The sequence below is a fragment of the Mycobacterium appelbergii genome (assembly GCF_032883035.1).
GTDB lineage: Bacteria > Actinomycetota > Actinomycetes > Mycobacteriales > Mycobacteriaceae > Mycobacterium > Mycobacterium appelbergii.
In genome coordinates this window covers 346,582-368,865 of the sequence record NZ_JAMQTH010000002.1, presented here as the reverse complement: position 1 = coordinate 368,865, position 22,284 = coordinate 346,582, and the positions used below count along the sequence as shown (strand labels likewise).

At 66.7% G+C, this 22,284-nt stretch carries 18 protein-coding genes; 9 read left to right on the top strand and 9 right to left on the bottom strand.

Features of this window, described 5'->3' with window-relative positions:
• From M1247_RS06020 to M1247_RS06010, 3 genes are all read right to left on the bottom strand, one after another.
• Complete coding sequence (locus tag M1247_RS06020; RefSeq protein WP_317155359.1) at window positions 1-2,634, bottom strand: AAA family ATPase; 2,634 nt, start codon at window positions 2,632-2,634, stop codon at window positions 1-3.
• The gene (locus M1247_RS06015; RefSeq protein WP_317155618.1) at window positions 2,631-3,812 is read right to left on the bottom strand and encodes a metallophosphoesterase family protein; all 1,182 of its coding nucleotides are present in this window, start codon (window positions 3,810-3,812) and stop codon (window positions 2,631-2,633) included. The genes M1247_RS06020 and M1247_RS06015 overlap by 4 nt, the downstream gene beginning before the upstream one ends.
• 100 nt (window positions 3,813-3,912) lie before the next feature.
• Window positions 3,913-5,547 carry a PucR family transcriptional regulator gene (locus tag M1247_RS06010; RefSeq protein WP_317155358.1) on the bottom strand — a complete coding sequence of 545 codons (1,635 nt, stop codon included), beginning with the start codon at window positions 5,545-5,547 and terminating at the stop codon, window positions 3,913-3,915.
• Between the two features lie 311 nt (window positions 5,548-5,858).
• On the opposite strand from M1247_RS06010, the gene M1247_RS06005 reads away from it, so the two are divergent.
• From M1247_RS06005 to M1247_RS05980, 6 genes are read left to right on the top strand one after another with little or no spacing between them, the layout of a single operon-like run.
• On the top strand, window positions 5,859-7,265 hold the full coding sequence (locus tag M1247_RS06005) for an aspartate aminotransferase family protein (protein ID WP_317155357.1): 1,407 nt from the start codon (window positions 5,859-5,861) through the stop codon (window positions 7,263-7,265).
• A gap of 14 nt (window positions 7,266-7,279) precedes the next feature.
• The gene (locus M1247_RS06000) at window positions 7,280-8,479 is read left to right on the top strand and encodes a M24 family metallopeptidase (protein WP_317155356.1); all 1,200 of its coding nucleotides are present in this window, start codon (window positions 7,280-7,282) and stop codon (window positions 8,477-8,479) included.
• Between the two features lie 10 nt (window positions 8,480-8,489).
• On the top strand, window positions 8,490-9,587 hold the full coding sequence (locus tag M1247_RS05995; protein WP_317155355.1) for a class II histone deacetylase: 1,098 nt from the start codon (window positions 8,490-8,492) through the stop codon (window positions 9,585-9,587).
• Window positions 9,588-9,595: 8 nt separating this feature from the next.
• Window positions 9,596-11,155: an APC family permease gene (locus M1247_RS05990; RefSeq protein WP_317155354.1), complete on the top strand. Its 1,560-nt coding sequence runs from the start codon at window positions 9,596-9,598 to the stop codon at window positions 11,153-11,155.
• Window positions 11,152-12,042, top strand: coding sequence for a pyridoxal 5'-phosphate synthase lyase subunit PdxS (gene pdxS / locus M1247_RS05985; RefSeq protein WP_317155353.1), 891 nt, complete (start codon window positions 11,152-11,154; stop codon window positions 12,040-12,042). The genes M1247_RS05990 and pdxS overlap by 4 nt, the downstream gene beginning before the upstream one ends.
• Window positions 12,043-12,055: 13 nt before the next feature.
• Window positions 12,056-12,562 carry a SixA phosphatase family protein gene (locus M1247_RS05980; RefSeq protein WP_317155352.1) on the top strand — a complete coding sequence of 169 codons (507 nt, stop codon included), beginning with the start codon at window positions 12,056-12,058 and terminating at the stop codon, window positions 12,560-12,562.
• Window positions 12,563-12,564: 2 nt separating this feature from the next.
• On the opposite strand, the gene M1247_RS05975 is transcribed toward M1247_RS05980, so the two are convergent.
• Together M1247_RS05975 and M1247_RS05970 are read right to left on the bottom strand one after the other, a co-directional pair.
• Window positions 12,565-13,113, bottom strand: a complete 549-nt coding sequence (locus M1247_RS05975; RefSeq protein WP_410506818.1) for a DUF3558 domain-containing protein — start codon at window positions 13,111-13,113, stop codon at window positions 12,565-12,567.
• Window positions 13,114-13,121: 8 nt separating this feature from the next.
• Complete coding sequence (locus M1247_RS05970) at window positions 13,122-13,709, bottom strand: DUF3558 domain-containing protein (protein ID WP_317155351.1); 588 nt, start codon at window positions 13,707-13,709, stop codon at window positions 13,122-13,124.
• Window positions 13,710-13,827: 118 nt separating this feature from the next.
• On the opposite strand from M1247_RS05970, the gene M1247_RS05965 reads away from it, so the two are divergent.
• The gene (locus M1247_RS05965; protein WP_317155350.1) at window positions 13,828-15,573 is read left to right on the top strand and encodes an ABC transporter ATP-binding protein; all 1,746 of its coding nucleotides are present in this window, start codon (window positions 13,828-13,830) and stop codon (window positions 15,571-15,573) included.
• Window positions 15,570-17,456 carry an ABC transporter ATP-binding protein gene (locus M1247_RS05960; protein WP_317155349.1) on the top strand — a complete coding sequence of 629 codons (1,887 nt, stop codon included), beginning with the start codon at window positions 15,570-15,572 and terminating at the stop codon, window positions 17,454-17,456. Before M1247_RS05965 ends, M1247_RS05960 begins: the two co-directional genes overlap by 4 nt.
• Here M1247_RS05960 and M1247_RS05955 read toward each other — a convergent pair.
• Window positions 17,453-18,007: an ATP-binding transcription factor AbmR gene (locus tag M1247_RS05955; RefSeq protein ID WP_317155348.1), complete on the bottom strand. Its 555-nt coding sequence runs from the start codon at window positions 18,005-18,007 to the stop codon at window positions 17,453-17,455. The genes M1247_RS05960 and M1247_RS05955 overlap by 4 nt on opposite strands.
• A gap of 84 nt (window positions 18,008-18,091) precedes the next feature.
• On the bottom strand, window positions 18,092-18,295 hold the full coding sequence (locus M1247_RS05950) for a hypothetical protein (protein WP_317155347.1): 204 nt from the start codon (window positions 18,293-18,295) through the stop codon (window positions 18,092-18,094).
• A gap of 51 nt (window positions 18,296-18,346) precedes the next feature.
• On the opposite strand from M1247_RS05950, the gene M1247_RS05945 reads away from it, so the two are divergent.
• Entirely contained in the window at window positions 18,347-19,210 is an 864-nt protein-coding gene (locus M1247_RS05945; RefSeq protein WP_317155346.1) for an AIM24 family protein, read from the top strand.
• A gap of 45 nt (window positions 19,211-19,255) precedes the next feature.
• On the opposite strand, the gene M1247_RS05940 is transcribed toward M1247_RS05945, so the two are convergent.
• Both M1247_RS05940 and M1247_RS05935 read right to left on the bottom strand, forming a co-directional pair.
• The gene (locus M1247_RS05940) at window positions 19,256-21,505 is read right to left on the bottom strand and encodes a heavy metal translocating P-type ATPase (protein ID WP_410506825.1); all 2,250 of its coding nucleotides are present in this window, start codon (window positions 21,503-21,505) and stop codon (window positions 19,256-19,258) included.
• On the bottom strand, window positions 21,468-22,283 hold the full coding sequence (locus M1247_RS05935; protein WP_317155344.1) for a DUF8832 domain-containing protein: 816 nt from the start codon (window positions 22,281-22,283) through the stop codon (window positions 21,468-21,470). The genes M1247_RS05940 and M1247_RS05935 overlap by 38 nt, the downstream gene beginning before the upstream one ends.
• Window position 22,284 lies beyond the last annotated feature (1 nt).

The window sequence follows — 22,284 nt, the reverse complement described above, 5'->3', positions numbered from 1 at the left end:
CTAGGCAGTCAGCTCGATATGGTGCGCACCGCCCACGCTCGCGTAGCGGTCGGGGCTGCAGGTCAGCACGATCACCTGCCCGTCACCGGCAACCGCGTCGAAGACCGCACCCATCTTGGTCAGCCGGTCGGCATCGGTGAAACCCAGTGCGTCGTCGATGATCACCGGCACACCATCTTCTTTGGCGACCAAGGTGGCACCGGCCAACCGGGCGACGATGGCCAGCTGTTCCTTGGCGCCGCCGGACAACGACTCGTAGGGCACCGTCCGGCCGGAGAGGGTGCGCGTGCAGATCCGTAGATCGCTGTCGACATCGACTTCGAAATCCTCGCCGAACACCAGGCGGCCCAGTCGTTGCACCTCGAGCCGGAACGGATCGGCGTAGCGCTGTCGGGTGGCGTCGCGGTGTCGGGCCATCACCGACCGCAGCAACTCTGCCGCGCGGGCGCGGCGGTGCATGCGCAGGTATTCGGCCTCGGCGTGCTCCCGCTCGGTCTCGGCGGCATCGAGTTGGCCTTTGCGGCCCTCGGTGCCGTACACCCTCAGTTGCGTGGCGACCTCCCGCAGTCCTTCGACCGCGGTGTCGTGCCGGGCGCTCACCGCGCCGGCGTCGCGCATCGCGGCGTCGAGCTCGGCGCTGACGGAATCCGGTTCTGCACTGGACAGTTCGACTTTCAGTGCCGCGACCCGTGAGGAGGTGGCCTTGGCTTGTTCGTCGTCGGCTTGAGCCCGCAGTGCCAGGTCGTCGTCGGCGACGGTGCCACGTTGCGTCTCAAGACGTTCGGTGCACACCGTCAGCTCGGCCTGGGCCGCGGTCACCTTCTCGCTCAGCACGGTGACGCGGGTGGTCTTCTCGGTGAGTCGGCGGGCAGCGGCGGCCACGACCTTGCGGCTGGTCTCGCACTGCGTAACGGTCTGCCGGTGTGCGGCCACGGCGGCATCGAGTTCGGTTCGGGCCGTGGCGATGTCCGCCGGACCATCCAGGTCGAACAACGCGACCTCGGCGGGCTGCCCCTCCCGCAGGGCATCCAGCCGGGAGCGCAGACCCGGCACGTGATCGTCGCCGACCAAGGCATCCACGGTGGCACGCAACCGGTCCCGGGTGCCGATGAGATCGCGACGGCGGGCGTCGAGCGTACGCGCCGCAGCGACGGCATCGACCCCGGCGGCATCCAGGGCGGACGTGAGCACGCCCTGGGCCGCCTCGAGCCGGGCCCGGGTTTCGGCGGCAGGCGTGCCCGGCACCACCCGCACCGTCAGGACACCCGGCACGTCGATCTCGGTGGCCGCGGTGGTGCTGACACTCCATTCCACCCCGGCCTGCAGCGCCACCTCGGCATCGTCGACCCGAATGTCATGTGCCTGCGCGGCGATCAGTTCGATTCGGGCCGAGGCCAGTTCAGCCTGGCCGGCGGCCCGCTCGACCGCGACGGCCGCGGTTTCAATGGCACGCATCGAGGCGTCGTCCAGCGTGATCAGGGCAAGTTCCCGCTCGGCATTGCCGAGTTCGCGGGCCGCGGTGTCGATCCTGGTCAGGCGCGCATCCAGCCGATCGGCTTCATCGCGGTCGGAAAGCCGCTGCACCGCAACCCGGGCCTGCTCGACCCGATCCTCCTGAGCACGCACCGCCGTCTGGGCGGCTTCGGCGTCATCCTCGGCGGCTTCGTGCACCTGCCCCGCGGTCTCGGCCGCCTCGACTGCGGCGGTGAGAGCGGTCTGCAACTCGGCGATGGTATTGGTGCGCTCATCGATCTCGGCGCGCATCCGCCGCCGTTCGGTCAACGCCCCCACCGAGGCATCGTGGGCGAGGCGGGCGGCGTCGGCGACCATCTCGGCCTCTCTGAGGCGCTGGACGAGCGCGGCCACCGCGTCGGCCGCTGCGCGCGCAGTGGTCAATCGCTGCGTGGCCTGTTCACGCTCGCAGGCCAAACCGGCGACCTCGTCGCTCAATTCCTGGTGCCGCCGCACCGCCTCGTCGACCTCGGCCACCGCCGCCGCACGCTGCGCCACCTCGTCATCGGCCGCGCGCAGCCGCTTGATCACCGCCGCCCACTGGCCGGTCGGCCGGCCCGTCGCGGTGAAATAGCGCTGGTACTCCTCTTCGATGCGCTCGATCAGCAGCGGTTCCTCACCGGACAGTGCCACCGCCTCCCCCGCGGCGACATCCAGTGCGCGTGCCAGCGCATCGGATCCTGACAGATCCACGGGCGCGGTGGAGGCCGCCTGCAGCACCCGTTGCGCCTGCCACAGCGCGGTGTCCACAGTTTCCTCGAGCATGGTGCGCACCCGCTCGTGGGCCTCGTCACCGCTGAGCTGCTCCCGCCGCGGCGCGAGCACGGTCAGTTGGGTCTCGGCACGCTTGTGGAACCGCTTGCGATACACGAACCGGTAAGGGCCGGTGGATATCTCGGCAGTGACCTCGGCCCCGACATCGGCGTGGGTGGGCTTGACCTGCTTGACTTCTTTCTTCGTCGAGCGGTCCTTGGCCTCGATCAGCAGATCGAGCGCCTCGAGCATCGACGACTTTCCGATCTCGTTGGCCCCGCTGACCACGACCACGCCCTGATCGGGAAACTCGATCTCCCGATGGGTGATGCCGCGGTAATTGGTCAGCACGAGCCGGTGCAGTTTCACGCTGCACTCCCCTTGTCCACATTCGCCTTGTCCACACTCGCCTTGTCCACCAGGCGCAGCAACAGACCCAGCGCGGCCCTGGCGTCGTCAGCAGTGTCCGCGTCGGATCGCGCGGTGGCCACCAACTCGTCCACCGCGGCCGCGGCGAACCCGCCGATGCCCAGGTCGTCGAATTCACCGTCCGCGGGGAGCACGGCGATGTCGGTGTGCCGCTCCCATGTGGTGAGCGCGGCGAACAGCCGCGCGTACTTGTCCAGGCAGGCGTCGAGGGCAGCCTTGTCGGTGACGGTCAGCGACCCGGTCAGTGCCAGCCGGACCACCGTGCGGTCCTTGTCGCCCATCAGATCCAGATTGATGTCCAGGTCGGCCACGTCGCGGTCGGTGTCGACGCTGCGGCGCAAGGTCACAAAGCGCCAGCGGCCCACCCGCTCGGCACTGACCCGCACCTCGCGGGCCGGATCGTCTTCGTCGATGTCCACCAGCAGTATGTGACCGGGGTCGGATTCGATGTCGTCGTAGTTGGTGACCTCCGGTGAGCCGGAGTACCAGACCCGGCCGGTGGACCCGACCTCGGTGCGAGAGTGCTTGTCGCCCAACGCGACATAGTGCACAGCGCCGCGCGTGAGCGCCGACTCCACGGCCGCGAGCCGGATCACCGAGGGCTTGTCCTTGTCCGGGTCCAGTAGGTCCACCCCGCCGTGGCCGACGACGATGCGGGTGACTCCGTCGGCAGGCAGCTCGGCCAGCACCTCGCCGAGAAGGTCGGTGGTCGGTGCTTTCGAGCGCCACGGCGCAGCGACAATCTCCAGGCCGGGCCGGACCTCGTGCACCCCGGCGCGGTCCAGCACCGTCACGTTGGCCGGCCGTTCCGCGGTGAACAGCGCGCTGGTGTACACCGACGACGCATCGAGCGGATCGTGATTGCCGGGCAACAGGTACACCGGGATCCCGATCGCCCGCATCGCCTCCAGCGACTGGCTGACGTCACGCGGGGCCAGCTGATTGTGCTCGAACACGTCGCCTGCCACCACGATGAACTCCGCCCCGGTCCGGTCGGCCACCGCGGCCAGGCCGGCCACCGCATCCCGGCGGGCGGCCGAATACCGGGGCTGCGCCTCACCATTGAGGAAGTGGCGGGTCATGCCGAGCTGCCAGTCGGCAGTGTGCAGGAAACGCATCTCGGGCCCGTCCTCTCCATCCGGTTCGTTATCAGGCAAGGCGAGTGTATGGCCGGGTACCGACAAGTCTGTGGACCTGCGTCGGCGCGTGCGCAGGGCGTCAGCTCGCCGAGGCTTCAACCACCTCGTTCCTGACGTAGTCGCGGGCGCGCAGGGCCAGGTGCAGGGCGGAGATCTGTCCTCCGTCGGAGAGGTCGACGCCGAGCAACGACTCGATCCGGGCCAGACGGTAGTACAACGTCTGCCGTTCGACGTGCAACTGCCGGGCGGTCTCACTCTTCTGACCGGGGTTGTCGCATATCGCACGTAGCGTTGCGATGAGCTGGGTGCCGTGCGCCTGATCATGCTCGATCAAGGGATCCAGGCTCGTCCTGACGAACGAGCGGAGCGCGGAATGGTCGCGCATCGCCCACAGCAGCCGGTCCACATCGGCACGTGCGGCATCGTGCCACGGCCTCTTCGGCCCGTGCGCCGCGGCCAACGCGGTGTCCTCGGTCTCGGCCAGACTGTGGCGCACCTGGCTCCAGGTGCGGGCGATTCGGCCGACCGCGATCACGGCAAGCCCCGACGCCCCGAACCGCTGTTTGGCGAACCGCTCCACGGTTTCGGCGATGAAGTCTGCTTCCTCGGTCCGCGAGCTGGTCTCGTCGATGGCCACCAGCGCCACCGTGAGCCCGCCGTCACCGCGTGCGCCCACGACCATGGGCCGTCCGCGCCGGCCGACCGTCTTGCGGACGTCTCGCCACACCAGCGCCCAGGCCGCCTCCTCACCGGCCAGCGGGTTCGCCGACGAGGCATGCGCGATGGCGATCGGCAGCACCGGGCCCATGCGGCGCGGGAAACCCATCGCCGCCAGCCGGATGCTGGCCTCGGCATCGTCGATGTCGCGGGTGATGACCCGCTGCAGGAAATCGCCGCGTTCGCGAAGCGCGAGGACGGTCTCGGCCTGCTGCTGCCGCAATCCCAACGCCAGCAAACCGACGGCCCGGTCGGTGGCGACCGCGTCGAGTTCGGCAAGCGGGGAATCCAACCCGATCGCGGTCAACGTTCCCCAGACTTCTCCGGTGCTTCCGGGGATGGTTCGTCTGATGGTTTCGAACTCGACATGGCTTCCGCGCCGGAACGATTCCCACGCCGCCAACACAATGGTGTCGCTGCTGCAATAACTGACATGTGAAATCCCGCCCGTACGAGCATTTTCGAGCACCACGGGATTGCCGATGGCCTCCGACAGCGCTTCCAGGATCTGGGCCACCCCGGCTCCGTTCAACATCAATTCGGTGAAACGGCGGTGGAATTCGTTGCCTTGTTCCATCAGCCGCACCTGGTGGCTCATGATCTCCTGATGCGCCGCCTCGGTGACCTCCACGAAAGGCAACTCACGGTGCAGCGCGATCAGCGGCATGTTCCGTAGCCGGGCCTGCTCGATCAGTTCCTGCGGCAAACTATCGAAGACCCTGCCGAGTTCGATCGCGAGTCCCGCGACATCGCTGTTGCTGAGGTCGTCGATGAACTGGCGTAACCCGTCGGGGCTCCGGTCCATCCCCATACCGGTCGTCAGCAAAAGTTCACGACCCTTCAACAAGCTGGCGATGTTGGGCACCTCGCCCGCATGCACCCACCGCACGGGCCGGTCCAGGGCCGGGTCGTCACCGGCCAGAATCTGTGGTGCGCCACGCTGCAGTGCGGGCAGGTGCAGCACCGTCCAGACCGTGACACCGAGATGATCACTCATCCCACTGAATCTGTGGGAAGTGGGCCCAACCTGTCAAGGACAGGCCCGATGCCCTCTGACAAATCGTCGGCCAGGCAGGCAATGTACGAGCTAGTGGGCGTGGCCCCGCCGAGCCGGCGGCAGGAACCAGCGAGGGAACCGGTCGAGCGGGCCGCCGACAAACTGTCAAAACTCGGCGGCGGAGTCCAGACAGTTGGGATCTGGATACCCGGTGAGCCGAAGCACATGATCGATACGTAGGCACGGCGTCGCCACGGTCGAACCGCAGGACGACGACCGGCTTCAACCCAATCCACTCAGACCGGAGGACCATGCTCGAGCACGCCCGCACCGTCGAAGCCACGCGATCACCGCAACCACGTGTCGTGGACCGCGACCGGATCCGGACGATCCGCGAGCGCGAAGAGGCACGCTTTGCACGCGAGCGGCCCAAATCACTGGAAATGGCCGAACGCGCCCGTCGTTCGCTGCTCGGCGGGGTTCCGATGAACTGGATGACCAAGTGGCCGGGCGGATTTCCGCCGTTCATCGCCAGCGCGCGCGGTGCCCGACTCGTCGATGTCGACGGCAATGAATACGTCGACCTCTGTTACGGCGATACCGGTGCCATGGCCGGGCACGCTCCGGCCGGATCGCTGGGCGCGATCGCCGACCGGGCCGCTGACGGCATCACGTTCATGCTGCCCACCGAGGACGCCATCTGGGTCGGTGAGGAGATGACCCGCCGCTTCGGTGTGCCGTTCTGGCAGTTCGCGCTGACCGCGACCGATGCGAACCGCTTCGTGCTGCGGCTGGCCCGGCTGATCACCGGACGGCGAAAGGTGTTGGTGTTCAACCACTGCTATCACGGCAGCGTTGACGAGTCGCTGGCCACCCTGGTCGACGGCACGGTGCACCCACGGCGGGGCAACATCGGCCCGGCCGTGCCGCCCAGTGAGACCACGCAGGTGGTGGAGTTCAACGACATCGACGCGCTGGAGCGGGCCTTGGCCGGCGGAGACGTCGCCGCGGTGCTCGCCGAGCCCGCGCTGACCAACATCGGGATCGTGCTGCCCGAACCGGGATTTCACGATGCGTTGCGTGAACTCACCCGCCGGTACGGCACGTTGCTGGTGATCGATGAAACCCACACCATCTGCTCGGGCCCGGGCGGGTACACCAAAGCCCACGGCCTGGAGCCGGACTTCGTGACCATCGGTAAGTCGATCGGCAGTGGTGTCCCTTCGGCAGCCTACGGTTTCACCGCGGACATCGCCGAGCGCATCGAGCGGCAGGTTTCCGTCGAGGACTCCGATGTCAGCGGTGTCGGCGGCACCTTGGCCGGAAACGCCCTGTCACTGGCGGCGATTCGGGCCACGCTGGCCAATGTGCTGACCGAGCAGGCCTTCGTGGGCATGACGGAACTGGCCGTTCGCCTGGAGAACGACGTCAACGAACTCATCGACGCCTACGACCTGCCCTGGCATGTGACGCGACTCGGCTGCCGGGTCGAGTATCTGTTCAGTGCACAACGCGCACACAACGGATCCGAGGCTGCGGCCGGTGGCGATTTCGAGCAGGACCAGCTGCTCCACCTGTACATGCTCAACCGGGGGGTGTTGCTCACGCCGTTCCACAACATGACATTGATGTCGCCGGCCAATGTCGCCGACGACGTCGAGACCCACAAGCGGGTTCTCACCGAAGCGATCGACGAACTCTACCCAGCCCAACGATAAGCAGAGGAGCAATCATGTACTTTCCCCAGGACGAATACGAAACCCGTTGGAGCCGAGTGCTCGACGCCATGCGCACGCGCGGCTTCGAGTGGGCGCTGATCTGGGGGCGCAGCGGGGGCACGTTCGAGCGCTGCAACGACATCCTGTACCTGTCGAACTACTACTCGAGCCAGTCCGGGCACGAATACGACAGCGACGAGTGGATGGGCGTCAGCTTCTCGGCGATGCTGCTCGGATCCGAGGACCTCCCTGAGATGGTCGTCGACGAGCCGGATTTTCCGGCCGAGTTGCTGCCCCTGCCTGCCAGCAATGTGACCTGGGAGCCGCACCTGATCCAAGGCGTAGTGAAACTCATCCGCAGCAAGTCGATTTCGCGAATCGCGATGGTCGGCACCGACTTTCTGCCGGTCAAGTACGCGCGGCTGTTGGAGGCCGAACTGCCCGATGTGGAATTCGTGGAAGCCGACGATCTGGTGCGTGAGGTGCGCAAGCAGAAGAGCGCACTGGAACTGGACTGCTACCGGGAGATCGGTGTCAAGGTCACCGCGGCCATGGACGTGATGGTCCAGGCTGCGAGCAAGGGCGGAGTCACCCAGGCCGAGGTCGCCGCCCTCGGTACCGCCGAACTCATGCGCCACGGTGGCGTGCCGCATATGGTGCCGGTTTCCAGCGGCCCGACAATGTTCAACCACTGCGGTGATCCGATCCTCGGCTTCAGCCCCAACGTCATGCTCGAAGAGGGTGACATGGTGCGCATGTGGATCTACGGTCCGGTTTTCCAGGGGTACTGGTCTGATCCGGGCCGCACAGTCATCGTCGGCGGCAAAGGCACGGCCCGGCAACGCCAACTCATCGAGAACGCCAATTACATCATCACCACGCTGATGAATGAGATCCGGCCGGGCCGCAAGTTTTCCGAGATCGCCACTCTCGGCAATGAACTGCGTGCGTCGATGGACACCGAGGAGGATCAGCCCGGCAAGATGTGGCCGATCTACGGACACGGCGTCGGCCTCTTCTGGGAGGACCCATGGCTCACCGCGGCGGCCGCGAACCCGACCGGGTCGGATCCGGTCTTCCACGAGGGCCAAACCTACAGCACCGAGACGTTCCTGCACTGGTCCGGGGTCGGAAGTGCCGGTGCGGAGCAGAATTTCATCGTCCTGGAGGGCGGTAATGAACTGCTCACCACCACCGACTTGGTGAACTGGTAGGAGGACGAAGATGTCAACCGGTATCTGGTACGACGAACGTTGCCTGGTCCACGACAACGGGTCGATGATCGTCGACGACCGGGTCCGAACCTGGCTCCAGGTGACCCACGCCGAGAACCCACAGCGGCTGGCTCGGGCGGTGTCGGTGCTCGAAGCCTCCGGCGTGGCACGTGAACTCGACTGGTTTCCGCTCAGGAAAGCCACCACAGACGAGCTGATGCTGGTGCACACCGACGATCACATCGAGCGGATACGCCTCGGATGCGAGTCCGACACACCGGTTTTCGTCGGACCGGAGGCACGCGTGGGCCGCGGCAGTTGGGAGCCGGCACTGCTGTCGGCGGGTGGCACCGTCGCCGCGGTCGACTGGGTGCTCGACGGCGCGGGGCGCAATGCGTACGTACTCGCCCGCCCGCCGGGCCACCACGCCTCCGCCGAGACGGCGATGGGCTTCTGCCTGTTCAACAATGTGGCGATCGCCGCCCGTCACGCGCAACGCAGGCACGGGCTTTCCCGCGTTGCGATCCTGGACTGGGATGTGCACCACGGCAACGGTACCGAGGACGTGTTCTACGAGGACGGATCGGTGCTGTACATCTCCCTGCACCAGGATGGGCTGTACCCGGCGGGCCGCGGATCGGCGCACGACACCGGCCAGGGAGCGGGATCCGGTGCGACGGTGAATATTCCGCTGCCCGCAGGGATGGGCGACGCCGGTTATCTGAGCGCTGTCGACCGGCTCGCCGTCCCTGCGCTACACGACTTCGCACCCGATCTGATCCTGATCTCGGCGGGTCAGGATCCGTCGGCGGCCGACCCGCTCGGCCGGATGAGTGTCACGACCGAGGGTTTTCGCGGGATGACGCGCCGGATCTCCGAGGTGGCGAACGAGGTGTGCGACGGCCGGTTGATTGCGGTGCAAGAAGGCGGGTACAGCGTCGATCATGTCCCGTTCTGTGTGTTGGCGATCGTGGAGGAGCTCGCCGGGCTCATCCCCCAGTTCAGCACCGACCCGATGGAGCTCGATACACCGGGGGCCATCCGGGATTGGGAGACCGAGGCGATCGATGCCCTGGTGCAGAAGTCCGAGCCGGCCGGGATGCAGTGAGGAATGCGATGACCACACAGACCGAAGTCAACGACGGCGGTGACGCCTACGGCTACACCCAGACACTGCAACGAAGCATCGGCCAGTTCGCCAGCTTCGCCGCGGGTGTCAGCTACATATCGGTACTCACCGGCGTATTCGGGCTTTTCTACTTCGGCTTCGGGGCCGGAGGGCCCGCCTACGCCTGGTCCTGGCCGATGGTGTTCGCCGGCCAGCTGATGGTGGCGTTGTGCTTTGCCGAACTGGCCAGCCACTACCCGGTGGCCGGCTCGGTCTACAACTGGGCGAAGAAGCTGTCCGGCCACACCTCCGCCTGGCTGGCCGGCTGGCTGATGGCCGTCTCGTCGATCGTCACGGTGTCCGCCGTGGCACTGACCTATCAGGTCACGTTGCCCCAGATCTGGTCGGGCTTCCAGATCATCGGCGACGGCACCGGCCCGCATGACTTCGCGCTCAACGGCGTACTGCTCGCGGGCATCCTGATCGCCGTCACCACCATGGTCAACGCCTTCGGTGTCCGGCTGGCCACGCTGATCAACAGCATCGGAGTGTTCGTCGAACTCGTCGCTGCCGTGCTGTTGATCATCATCCTGGCCCTGCATGTGGTGCGGGGTCCCGGTGAACTGCTGCAGACCCACGGCCTGGGCGCCGACCACTCCTTCGGCTACTTCGGGGTGTTCCTCATCGCCGCCATCGCCTCGGCCTGGGTCATGTACGGATTCGATACGGCAAGCACCCTCGGCGAGGAGACCAAGGACCCCAAACGGACCGCACCGCGGGCCATCATCCGGGCGATCACCGCCTCATTCGTCCTCGGTGGCCTCATCCTGCTGTTCGGCATCCTGTCCGCCCCAGACCTTTCCGACCCGGCGATCGGTACCTCAACGGGCGGTCTGCAGTACATCGTGCTGTCCGTGTTGGGCGGAACGCTGGGCAAACTGTTCCTCATCTCGGTGGCCGTGGCGATCACGGTGTGTGTCATCGCCCTGGAAGCGGCGGCCATCCGGATGGTGTTCGCGATGGCGCGGGACAACCGCACGCCGATGGCCGCCAAGCTCGCCTACGTCCATCCGACGCGCCGTACGCCCACCAATGCCTCCATCACCGTGGGCGTGCTCGCCATCCTGATCCTGGTGGTCATGCTGACCCAGCCGCAGATCTATCTCATGCTCGCCAGTGTCGGTGTCGCGTTGATCTACTGCGCCTACCTGCTCGTCACCATTCCGATGTTGCGGCAACGGCTCCGGGGCGAGTGGCCGCTGCAGGAATCGCCCGGCGACGACAGCGCGTATTCGTTGGGCCGCTGGGGATTGGCCGTCAATGCGGTGGCGATCGGGTGGGGCATCGCCATGGCCATCAATCTGCTGTGGCCGCGCCGGGAGGTCTACAACCCCGAACCGCCGTTCCACTGGTACTACGCCTGGTCGGGAATCCTGTTCCTGGTAGCGGTCACCATCGGCGGTCTGCTTCTCTACCATTTCCGGCTGCGAAACCGGCCGGCAACGCTGCACGGGCACACCGAACCACGCACCGCCCCGACACGAAATCTGGAGCCTGACACCGTATGAGTCACAACGCAACTGGTACCGCGCGGGTGAAGCGTGGAATGGCAGAGATGCTCAAGGGTGGCGTGATCATGGATGTGGTCACCCCCGAGCAGGCCAAGATCGCCGAGGGTGCCGGTGCGGTGGCGGTGATGGCCCTGGAGCGGGTGCCTGCCGATATCCGGGCCCAGGGTGGGGTGTCGCGGATGTCGGATCCGGACATGATCGAGGGCATCATCTCGGCGGTGACGATCCCGGTGATGGCCAAGGCGCGGATCGGCCATTTCGTGGAGGCTCAGATCCTGCAGTCCCTGGGGGTGGACTACATCGACGAGTCGGAGGTGTTGACCCCGGCTGATTACGCCAACCACATTGACAAGTGGAAGTTCACCGTGCCGTTCGTGTGCGGGGCGACCAATCTGGGTGAGGCGTTGCGCCGGATCACCGAGGGGGCGGCGATGATCCGGTCCAAGGGTGAGGCCGGTACCGGGGATGTGTCGAATGCGACCACTCATATGCGGGCGATTCTCGGTGAGATCCGCCGGTTGGGTTCGTTGAGTGAGGACGAGTTGTTCGTGGCGGCCAAGGAGTTGCAGGCGCCGTATGAGTTGGTGGCCGAGGTGGCGCGGGCCGGGAAGTTGCCGGTGACGATGTTCACCGCCGGGGGGATCGCGACGCCGGCGGATGCGGCGATGATGATGCAGCTCGGTGCCGAGGGTGTGTTTGTGGGGTCTGGGATTTTCAAGTCGGGCAATCCCGCGCAGCGGGGTGCGGCGATCGTCAAGGCCACCACGTTCTATGACGATCCTGATGTGTTGGCCAAGGTGTCGCGGGGTCTGGGTGAGGCGATGGTCGGCATCAACGTCGAAGACATCGCGGCACCACACCGGCTCGCCGAACGCGGCTGGTAGCTACCGTTGACCAATGAGCACCCGCACCCTGCTGTTGATGCGTCACGCCAAGTCGGATTACCCCGACGGCGTGGCCGACCATGACCGGCCGTTGGCGCCGCGAGGGATCCGGGAGGCCGCGCTGGCGGGCGACTGGATCCGCGCACACGCTCCCACGGTGGACGCGGTGTTGTGCTCGACGGCGGTCAGAACCCGTCAGACCCTCGAGCGAACCGGGATCGACGCCCCCGTCGAGTACGCCGAACGAATCTACGACGCCACCCCAGGCACGCTCATCGCCGAGATCAACGGCGTCGAGCCGCGTTTCGACCAGGCCCCGGACACGGTGCTGGTGATCGGCCACGAACCCGCGATGTCCGCGGTGGCGCTGGGCCTGTCAGACGGTGCCAACGCGGATGCGGCCGAGAGGATTTCGCTGAAGTTTCCGACGTCGTCGATCGTGGTGCTGCGCACCCACGGCCCGTGGGACCAGCTCGCGCTGGGCAGCGCGGAACTGGTCACGTTCCACGTGCCCCGGTAGGGCTAGGCGTTGGTCGACAGCGTCAGTTCCATGAGCTTGATGGCCATCGGGCAGGCATCGATCCCCGGCGCCTGCGGGTTCACCCACCAACCGACCACGCCCGCGGCATCGCTGGCCACGCCACATGCGCCGTTGAGTCCGTTGGGTCTCATCACGATGGACTGCACGCCTTGTACCCGGCGGTCCTCGATCTGGTACTGCAACTGTTCGGCGACCTTGCGTTCGTTGTCCAGGCTGCCCTGCTCGTACCAGAACCGGGTGATGTCGATCAGGCCTGCGGGGTTGGCCGCCTGCCAACGGCACACCGCGCCGACGAAGGTGCTCTGGATGTCCAGCGGATCGGCCCCGACGGTCTTGGCCAGGATGTCCTCGGTCAGCACCTCGCACTCTTTGAGCAGGTTGGGGTAGGCCCGCTCGGAGTTGTTGTTGCTGGGCCCGCCCCCGGTGCCTTCTCTGGCGGCGGTCCCGTCCACCGTGCGCGTGCAGCCGGTCAGCCCGACAAGCACCGCCAGCCCGGCGGCGGCCGCGGCAATACCCTTACGCACACTCATGTGGCCGGTCATTTGGAATTCACAATCGACTGCCGGGTGAGCTCTTTGGCCACCTCGCACGGGTCCGGGAAGGGCTTCTGGCTGAAACTGACCGACCATTCGATGAAGTCGTCCTCGAACTGGATGCCGATCTCGCACAGGTTGACCCCACCCTGCAACAGGTCCTCGCCGGTCGCGATGAAACCGCTGTGTCCCTCGATGTTGATGTCCTCCACGCTGGTACGCGAAAGTTCCTCGGTCTTGCGCTCACGGCCGATGGGGCTGCCCCGGAACCAGGTGAACGAGAAGTGCGGGCCGAGGATGCCTCCGCCTTGCAGCCACTGGCAGCCCGACGAGTTGGTCGCGGTGTTGACCAGACCCGGTACCTCGGTCAGCTGACTCACTGTCTCATCGGTGACGCCGCCGCACTGCGGAAAGAACGCGCCGTGCTTCGCGTCCTGCGGCGCCGGCGGTGCATCCTCAGAAACACCGGGGTTGGCTGGTTCTTCGCTGGAGCATGCAGCGAACACCGGAACCATGGCGGCTGCCAGCACCGCCAAAGTCCTGGCGCTGCGGGTCCGTGGGCTCGCGGCCGTGCGGGAAGTCACGCCATGCACTGTAGCGGCAGCGTGAAACCACACCTACCGACATGCCGACTGACCTGGAGTTTCGGCAGCCAATCCACAGCGGTGGCCGAGCATGTGGCTACACAGCCGGGTATGCGACAGTAGCTGGATGCTCTTGGCGCTGCTGCGACAGTTCGTGCCGCCGTACCGGGGGCTGCTGGCGGTGGTTGCCACGCTGCAGGTGGTCAGCACCCTGGCCTCGCTGTATCTGCCGACCGTCAACGCCGCGATCATCGACGACGGGGTGGCCAAGGGCGACACCGAGACCATCGTCGAACTGGGCGGGGTGATGCTTGCCGTCACCGCGTTACAAGTGGTGTGCGCGGTGGGTGCGGTGTATTTCGGCTCGCGCGCGGCCATGAGTTTCGGACGCGACCTGCGCTCGGCGATCTTCGGGCAGGTGACGACGTTCTCGGCCGAGGAGACCGCGCGATTCGGCGCGCCGTCGCTGCTGACGCGCACCACCAACGACGTCAGCCAGATCCAGCAGCTGCTCCAGCTCACCTGCACCATGCTGATCACCGCACCGATCATGTCCATCGGCGGAATCGTCATGGCCCTGCACCAGGACGCCGGACTGTCGTGGCTGCTGCTGGTCAGTGTTCCGGTGCTGGCGTTGGCCAACTACGCGATCATCAGGCAGTTGATGCCGATCTTCCACCGCATGCAGCGCGTCATCGACGGGATCAACCGGGTGATGCGTGAGCAGCTGTCCGGGATCCGGGTCATCCGCGCGTTCGCCCGCGAACCCGTCGAACGCGTCCGGTTCGCCGAGGCCAACCATGCCCTGGCCGACACCGCGCTCGATGCGGGACGCTGGCAGGCGCTGATGCTGCCGGTCACCACGCTGGTCATCAACGTCTCCAGCGTCGCGCTGATCTGGTTCGGCGGGCTCCGCATCGACGCCGGTCAGATGCAGGTGGGCTCGCTGATCGCGTTCCTGGCCTACTTCATGCAGATCCTGATGGCCGTGCTGATGGCCACGTTCATGCTGGTGATCTTCCCGCGCGCATCGGTGTGCGCCGAGCGTGTCACCGAGGTGCTTTCCACCCGTCCCGCGATCGTCAGCCCACCAGACCCGGTGCGGCCGACCGAGATCGCCGGCGAGATCAGCTTGCGGGATGCCACTTTCAGCTATCCGGGCGCGGACCGTCCGGTGCTGCAGAATGTCTCGTTCACCGTGCGGCCCGGTACGACGACCGCCATCGTCGGCTCGACCGGCTCTGGCAAGTCGACGCTGTTGTCGCTGATGTGCCGGCTGTACGACGTCACCGCGGGGACGGTCCGGGTCGACGGCGTCGACGTGCGCGACCTCGACACCGAACAGTTGTGGTCGGTCATCGGTCTGGTGCCCCAGCGCGGTTACCTGTTCTCCGGAACGGTCGCCGAGAACCTGAGCTACGGCGCGGCCCCCGGGCAGCTGCTGACCGAGGACGAGATGTGGGAGGCGCTGCGGGTCGCCGGGGCCGCCGATTTCGTCGCAACCCACGCCGACGGGCTCGACATGCCGGTGGCGCAGGGCGGCATCAACTTCTCCGGCGGACAACGACAGCGGCTGGCCATCGCACGCGCCGTCATCCGCCGCCCGCCGATCTACCTTTTCGATGACGCGTTCTCCGCGCTCGACGTGCACACCGATGCCCGGGTTCGGGGGGCCCTGCGCGAGGTGTCCGCCGACGCCGCCGTCGTCATCGTGTCGCAACGGATCTCCACGGTGACCGACGCCGACCAGGTGATCGTCATCGAAGACGGACAGATCGTCGGACTGGGCACCCACGACACTCTGCTGACCGACTGCCCCACCTACGCCGAGTTCGCCGAGTCCCAGGCCATCGGTGTCGGAGAGCCGCAATGACCGGGCCGACGATGCGCCGCGCCGCGCAGGCTCCGGTCGAACGCACCCGAGACTTCCAGGGTTCGGCACTGCGCCTGGTGAAACGCCTGGTGCCGCAACGGGCCCTGGCCATCACGGTGATACTGCTCGGGATCGCCGGTATCGCCCTCAGCGTGATCGGTCCACGGATCCTCGGACACGCCACCGACCTGCTGTTCAACGGTGTGATCGGCCGCGAGTTGCCTGCCGGGCTGACCAAGGAACAGGCCATCGAGGCCGCCACGGCCCGGGGCGACACCGCATTCGCCGATCTGCTCTCCGGCATGAACGTGGTGCCCGGCCACGGTGTCGATTTCGGCGCGGTGGCGCGCACCCTGGCCCTGGCCCTGGGCCTGTACCTGGTTGCCGCGCTGCTGGTTTGGCTGCAGGCCCGGCTTCTCGTCGTCGCCGTACAGCGCACCATGGTGGCGCTGCGCGCCGACGTCGAGAACAAGGTGCATCGACTGCCGTTGTCCTACTTCGACTCCCGCCAGCGCGGCGAGGTGCTCAGCCGCCTCACCAACGACATCGACAACATGCAGTCGTCGGTGTCGATGACCATCAACCAGCTGCTGACCGCACTGCTGACGGTGGTCGCGGTGGTGGTGATGATGCTGACGATTTCACCGTTGCTCACCCTGCTCACCGTGGTGACGGTGCCGCTGACCCTGTGGGTGATCCGCTGGATCACCCGCCGGTCCCAGCGGCTGTTCGTCGCGCAGTGGCGCAACACCGGGCGGCTCAACGCCCACATCGAGGAAACCTACAGCGGTTTCACGATCGTCAAGACGTTCGGCCACCGGGCTGCCGCACAACAGCGCTTCAGCGAACTGAACTCCGAGGTCTACCAGTCGAGCTTCGCCGCGCAGTTCTTCTCGGGGCTGGTGTCACCGGCGACGATGTTCATCGGGAACCTCAGCTATGTGGCGGTGGCGGTGGTCGGCGGATTGCAGGTGGCGACCGGACAGATCACCCTGGGCAGCATCCAGGCCTTCATCCAGTACGTCCGGCAGTTCAACCAGCCGCTCACACAGATCGCCGGGATGTACAACACGCTGCAGTCCGGGGTGGCCAGCGCAGAACGGGTATTCGACCTGCTCGACGCCGACGAGGAGTCCTCCGACGCCGAGAAGGTCCTCGAATTCCGGGGTGGCCGGGTCGAATTCGAGCGGGTGAACTTCAGCTACCGGCCGGGCACGCCGGTGATCGAGGACCTGTCGCTGGTGGCCGAACCCGGCAGCACCGTGGCGATCGTGGGCCCCACCGGTGCGGGCAAGACCACGCTGGTAAACCTGCTGATGCGGTTCTACGACGTCGATTCCGGCCGTATCCGCATCGACGGGGTGGACATCTCCACGGTGAGCCGCCAGTCGCTGCGCTCCTCGATCGGCATGGTGCTGCAGGACACCTGGCTGTTCGGCGGCACCATCTTCGACAACATCGCCTACGGACGGCCCGACGCGCGTGAGGATGAGGTGATCGCGGCCGCCACCGCCACCTATGTCGACCGCTTCGTGCACACCCTGCCCGACGGCTATGACACCCGGGTCAGCGACGACGCCGGCAGTATCAGCGCCGGGGAGAAACAGCTGATCACCATCGCCCGGGCGTTCCTGGCCCAGCCCCGGCTGCTGATCCTCGACGAGGCCACCAGCTCGGTGGACACCCGCACGGAACTGCTGATCCAGCACGCCATGGCGGAGCTGCGCCGTGACCGGACGAGTTTCATCATCGCCCACCGGCTTTCGACGATCCGGGATGCCGACCTGATCCTGGTCATGGACGCAGGCCGGATCATCGAACGCGGCAGCCATTCCGAACTGGTCGCCCGGCACGGCCGGTACTGGGAGATGACCCGCGTTTAAACCCCGGGACCCTCGGTGCGCAGATCATCGACGGACTTCATCGCGTCGCGCAGCTTGGCCAGCCAGTCTTCGGTGTGCTCACCCACCAGCCGCACCGACCAGGCCAAAGCGTCGGAGCGCGAGCGGGCGACCCCGGCGTCGACCAAGGTGTCGAGCACTTGCCGTTCCGGCTGACGCAGCCGCGTCATCACCGGAACCGCGATGTGCGTGAACAGGGTTCGCTCGGGCGGGGTACCAACTTCCACGCCCCAGGAAACCTTGCGGCCGAAGCGGTCCTGAGCTTCGTCGGCGATCTGCATCCGTTCGCCGCGGGTTTCCTCCCGGAATCGGGCCACCCGCCCGGAGGCTCTGGCCTCGCTCTCGGAGTCCGCCGGTTCGGCCAACCGGCCGATGACTGTGATCTCTTCACGGTCGACGACCACCGTCGGGTCACCGTCGAACCAGGTATCGGGCAGCCGGCCGGCGAACCACTCGCCGGCGTCAGCCGCGTCGGGCTGCTGGGCCTGCTGCCAGCCGCCGGAACGGCGGCCGGACGAATGTTGATGTCTCATGATTACATGATTACACCGTTACACAGCAGCTGGCGCGGCGTTCACCACGAGCGAACACAGTCGGTCGGCGCGCTCGCCGATTGCTCAGTTGCGTTTGACCACCAGCGCCGCACCCCCGGCAAGCACGAGCGCGACCAGCAGCAGCGCGGCCCAGCCTGCGCCGGCCACCCACCACACCACGCCGAGCGCCACGAGCACCGGTGACACGGCGAACAGCACCATGCCCGGGTGCTGCTTGAACACCGCAAGCGCACCGCGGGCCCGGACCGGGTCAATTTCCTTTGCCATACCACCAGGATGCCAGTGGTCGCGCCCGCGCCGGTGCCTTACGGTGAACGCATGAATGGTCAGTGGTTGCCGGACCCCGAAGGACGCTACGAGTACCGATGGTGGGACGGCCAGTCCTGGACCGACCAGGTGTCACACCGCGGCCAGATCGGTACGGCCGCATTGAGCGCGGGCCCCGCCCAGCCCCAGGCACAAGAGCAGGCTCAGGCTCAATCGCGCCCCCAGGCTCAGCCCCAGGGCGATGGATTCGCAGGCATCTCCGGCGATCTCGTCGACGGCCGCTTCAGCGAGAAAGAAGCCGCCGCGATCGCCAACCAGAACCAGAAACTTCTGCGCGTGCGCCTCGGCGAGCCGTTCATGGCCAGGCAGGGATCAATGGTGGCCTATCAGGGCAATGTCGACTTCGCGTTCGAGGGCGGCGGTGCGTCGAAATTCCTCAAGAAGGCGCTGACCGGGGAAGGCCTGCCATTGATGCGCTGCCAGGGTCACGGTGATGTGTTCCTGGCCGACCAGGGATTCGACGTACATCTACTGCAGCTCAACAACAGCGGCCTGTCCATCAGCGGAAAGAATGTGCTGGCATTCTCGTCGAGCCTCGACTGGAACATCGAACGGGTGAAGGGTGGAAGCATCGCGACCGGTGGGCTCTTCAACACCACGCTGCGCGGTAGCGGCTGGGTGGCGCTGACCACCGACGGTCCACCCGTGGTGCTCGACGCCGCCGAAGCGCCGACGTTCGCCGACACCAATGCCGTGGTCGCCTGGTCGGCGAACCTGCAGACCCAACTGAAGACCAGCTTCAAGGCGAGCGCGCTGATCGGCCGGGGCTCCGGCGAGGCACTCCAGGTGGCGTTCCACGGCCAGGGCTTCGTGATCGTCCAGCCGTCAGAAGGAACCCCGGTTCCTGTTCAGTAGACAGACTCCCCGAGGGCACCGCGAGTTTCCACCGCGAGGAAAGTGTCAGCGGAACCGCCTCAGCCGCAAGCTGTTGCTGACCACGAACACCGATGAGAATGCCATGGCCGCACCGGCCAGCATCGGGTTCAGCAGCCCCGCGGCGGCCAGTGGGAGCGCGGCAACGTTGTAGGCGAAGGCCCAGAACAGGTTGCCCTTGATGGTGGCCAATGTCTTGCGGGACAGGCGGATCGCGTCGGGCACCGCACGCAGGTCACCACGGACCAGCGTCAGGTCGCCGGCTTCGATCGCGACATCAGTGCCGGTGCCCATGGCCAACCCGAGGTCGGCCTGGGCCAGCGCCGCCGCGTCGTTCACCCCGTCGCCGACCATCGCGACCACTTTGCCTTCGGCCTGCAGCCGCTTGACCACATCGACCTTGTCCTGCGGCAGCACCTCGGCATAGACATCCTTGATGCCCACCTGTGCGGCAATGGTTTTGGCCGCGGCCTCGTTGTCACCGGTGAGCATGACCGGTTCGAGCCCGAGTGCGCGCAGTTGGCTGATCGCCTCGGCCGAGGTCGGCTTGACCGCATCGGCGACCACGAGCACCGCGCGCGCCCGGCCGTCCCAGCCGACCGCGACTGCTGTCCGGCCCTGCGCCTGGGCATCGCGCATGGCTGCGGCAAGGTTGTCTGACAGTGGTTGTGCCCAATCCGTCAGCAGTCCGCTCCTGCCGACCACGACGGCGCGCCCGTCGACAACCCCTTGCACACCGAGTCCCTCGATGTTGGCGAACTCCGCCACCGCAGGCAGGTCGCCGACCTTGTCCCTGGCGCCCTTGGCGATCGCCCGGGCGATCGGGTGTTCTGAAGCATCTTCCAACGCACCCGCCAGGCGCAGCACCTCTGTGGGTTCCTCGTCATCGGTGACGACGTCGAGCAGCGTCATGGTTCCGGTGGTGACCGTGCCGGTTTTGTCCAGCACCACGGTGTCGATCCGACGGGTGGACTCCAGTACCTCGGGGCCTTTGATGAGGATCCCGAGTTGTGCACCGCGGCCGGTACCCACCAGCAGTGCGGTCGGCGTGGCCAGCCCCAGCGCACACGGGCAGGCGATGATCAGGACGGCGACCGCCGCGGTGAACGCCGCGGCCACCGATCCCCCGGTCCCGATCCAGAAACCGAGGGTGGCGACCGCGAGCGCGATCACGATCGGCACGAAGATGCCGGAAACCTTGTCCGCCAGTCGTTGCGCCTGGGCCTTACCGTTCTGTGCGTCTTCGACCAGCTTGGCCATCTGCGCCAGTTGGGTGTCGGATCCGATCCGGTTGGCCCGTACCACCAGCCGGCCACCGACGTTGACCGTCGCACCGACCACCTGATCACCCGGGCCCACCTCGACCGGCACGGATTCTCCGGTGAGCATCGCGGCGTCCACTGCCGATGACCCGTCGACCACCACGCCGTCGGTGGCGATCTTCTCTCCGGGGCGTACCACGAACTCATCGCCGACGACGAGCTGGTCGATCGGAATCCTGTGGGATGCACCATCTCTGCGCACCTCGACATCCTTGGCGCCGAGTTCGAGCAGTGCCCGCAACGCTGCGCCGGCACGGCGTTTGGACCTGGCTTCGAAGTACCGTCCGGCCAGGATGAATGTGGTGACACCCGCGGCGACCTCAAGGTAGATGTTGCCGGCGCCGTCGGAGCGGGAAATGGCAAGCGAGAACGCATGCGTCATACCCGCCATGCCCGCGGTGCCCCAGAACAACGCGTACACCGACCAGCCGAACGCCGCGATGGTGCCCATCGAGATCAGCGTGTCCATGGTCGCGGTGCCGTGTCGCAGGTTGGCCCATGCCGCGCGGTGGAAGGGCCACGCGCCCCACACGACCACCGGTGCAGCCAGTGTCAGCGACAGCCACTGCCAGTTGGTGAACTGCCACGCGGGAATCATCGCGAGGGCGATGACGGGAACGGTCAGGACCGCGGCAATGATGAGCCTGGTACGCAGGGCAGCGGTCGGATCGTCCTCGACGACGGCCGGTGCTGTCTGTGGCAGCTGAGCGGTGTAGCCGGCGTCCTCGACCGCTTTGACGAGCTGGTCGGGCGAAATATCGCCGGCGACAGCCACATCCGCCTTTTCCGTCGCATAGTTGACGGTGGCCGTGACGCCTTCGAGCTTGTTGAGCTTCTTCTCGATACGCGCCGCACATGAGGCACAGGTCATGCCACCGATCTTCAGCTCGACATGGTCGGCGGTGGTGCTCACGATGTCATCCTTCCAGTGTGAATTCGGCGGTGCGAACCACATCTTCATGCTTGAAGTCCAGGAACAACCGGTACTCGCCGGCACTGGCGAACGTGGTGTGGAACCCGATGTCAGGACCGGCGGGAGTAGCGGGGTCGCCGGGCTCACCCATGGGGTGTAGATGCAGATATGCCAGGTCCGCCGCGCGCAGCGCGACCAGGTGGCCGTAGGCGCCCAGGTATGGCTGCAGGTCCGTGACGGGGCGTCCGTCGCGACTGACCGACAGCGTCAGTTCGGCCGGCTCGCCGGGCACCGGTGCGCCGTGCAGCGTGACGGTGTATCCGTCGACCGTCGTCGTCGTGTCAGCCGGGGGTAGTGGTCGTGGCCGGTAGTCTCCGGCGACGTGGAGGTCGGCACCCAATGTCTGCCCATCGCCGCCGGCCGGGACGAAGTCCGCGAAGACGCGGTAGTCGCCGCCCTCGCGCAGGTCCAGCGGCACACTCCAGGTACCTGCGGCGTCGAGCACTGGGTGTACATGCTGGTATCCGACCAGATCGCGGCGCACCACGATCAGGTGCAGAGCTTTCTCGTGGCTGTCCACATACTTCGTCACGACGGACCCCGACGGGTCGGTGATGCGGAAACGCAGCGGCTTCTGCACTCCCGCAGTCGTGATCGACTCGGCCAACTCCAGCGTGTAGCCATCCTGGCCTGCGGCAGGGGTGTGGCCTGCGGCGGCAGGCGGGCTTTCCGGACCCAGCACCGCCCCGAGACCGAGGGCACCGGCGAACACCACCGCGAGCACGGCGGTGAATCCGGCGATCTTCTGCGTCGCGTTCATG

Bases quoted from the DNA above. Each gene is read 5' to 3' on its own strand.
- M1247_RS06015 (WP_317155618.1), bottom strand. From the start codon at position 3,812: ATGCGTTTCCTGCACACTGCCGACTGGCAGCTCGGCATGACCCGCCAC.
- M1247_RS06010 (WP_317155358.1), bottom strand. From the start codon at position 5,547: ATGAGTGATCATCTCGGTGTCACGGTCTGGACGGTGCTGCACCTGCCC.
- M1247_RS06005 (WP_317155357.1), top strand. From the start codon at position 5,859: ATGCTCGAGCACGCCCGCACCGTCGAAGCCACGCGATCACCGCAACCA.
- M1247_RS06000 (WP_317155356.1), top strand. From the start codon at position 7,280: ATGTACTTTCCCCAGGACGAATACGAAACCCGTTGGAGCCGAGTGCTC.
- M1247_RS05995 (WP_317155355.1), top strand. From the start codon at position 8,490: ATGTCAACCGGTATCTGGTACGACGAACGTTGCCTGGTCCACGACAAC.
- M1247_RS05990 (WP_317155354.1), top strand. From the start codon at position 9,596: ATGACCACACAGACCGAAGTCAACGACGGCGGTGACGCCTACGGCTAC.
- pdxS (WP_317155353.1), top strand. From the start codon at position 11,152: ATGAGTCACAACGCAACTGGTACCGCGCGGGTGAAGCGTGGAATGGCA.
- M1247_RS05980 (WP_317155352.1), top strand. From the start codon at position 12,056: ATGAGCACCCGCACCCTGCTGTTGATGCGTCACGCCAAGTCGGATTAC.
- M1247_RS05975 (WP_410506818.1), bottom strand. From the start codon at position 13,113: ATGAGTGTGCGTAAGGGTATTGCCGCGGCCGCCGCCGGGCTGGCGGTG.
- M1247_RS05965 (WP_317155350.1), top strand. From the start codon at position 13,828: ATGCTCTTGGCGCTGCTGCGACAGTTCGTGCCGCCGTACCGGGGGCTG.
- M1247_RS05960 (WP_317155349.1), top strand. From the start codon at position 15,570: ATGACCGGGCCGACGATGCGCCGCGCCGCGCAGGCTCCGGTCGAACGC.
- M1247_RS05955 (WP_317155348.1), bottom strand. From the start codon at position 18,007: ATGAGACATCAACATTCGTCCGGCCGCCGTTCCGGCGGCTGGCAGCAG.
- M1247_RS05950 (WP_317155347.1), bottom strand. From the start codon at position 18,295: ATGGCAAAGGAAATTGACCCGGTCCGGGCCCGCGGTGCGCTTGCGGTG.
- M1247_RS05945 (WP_317155346.1), top strand. From the start codon at position 18,347: ATGAATGGTCAGTGGTTGCCGGACCCCGAAGGACGCTACGAGTACCGA.
- M1247_RS05940 (WP_410506825.1), bottom strand. From the start codon at position 21,505: ATGTGGTTCGCACCGCCGAATTCACACTGGAAGGATGACATCGTGAGC.
- M1247_RS05935 (WP_317155344.1), bottom strand. From the start codon at position 22,283: ATGAACGCGACGCAGAAGATCGCCGGATTCACCGCCGTGCTCGCGGTG.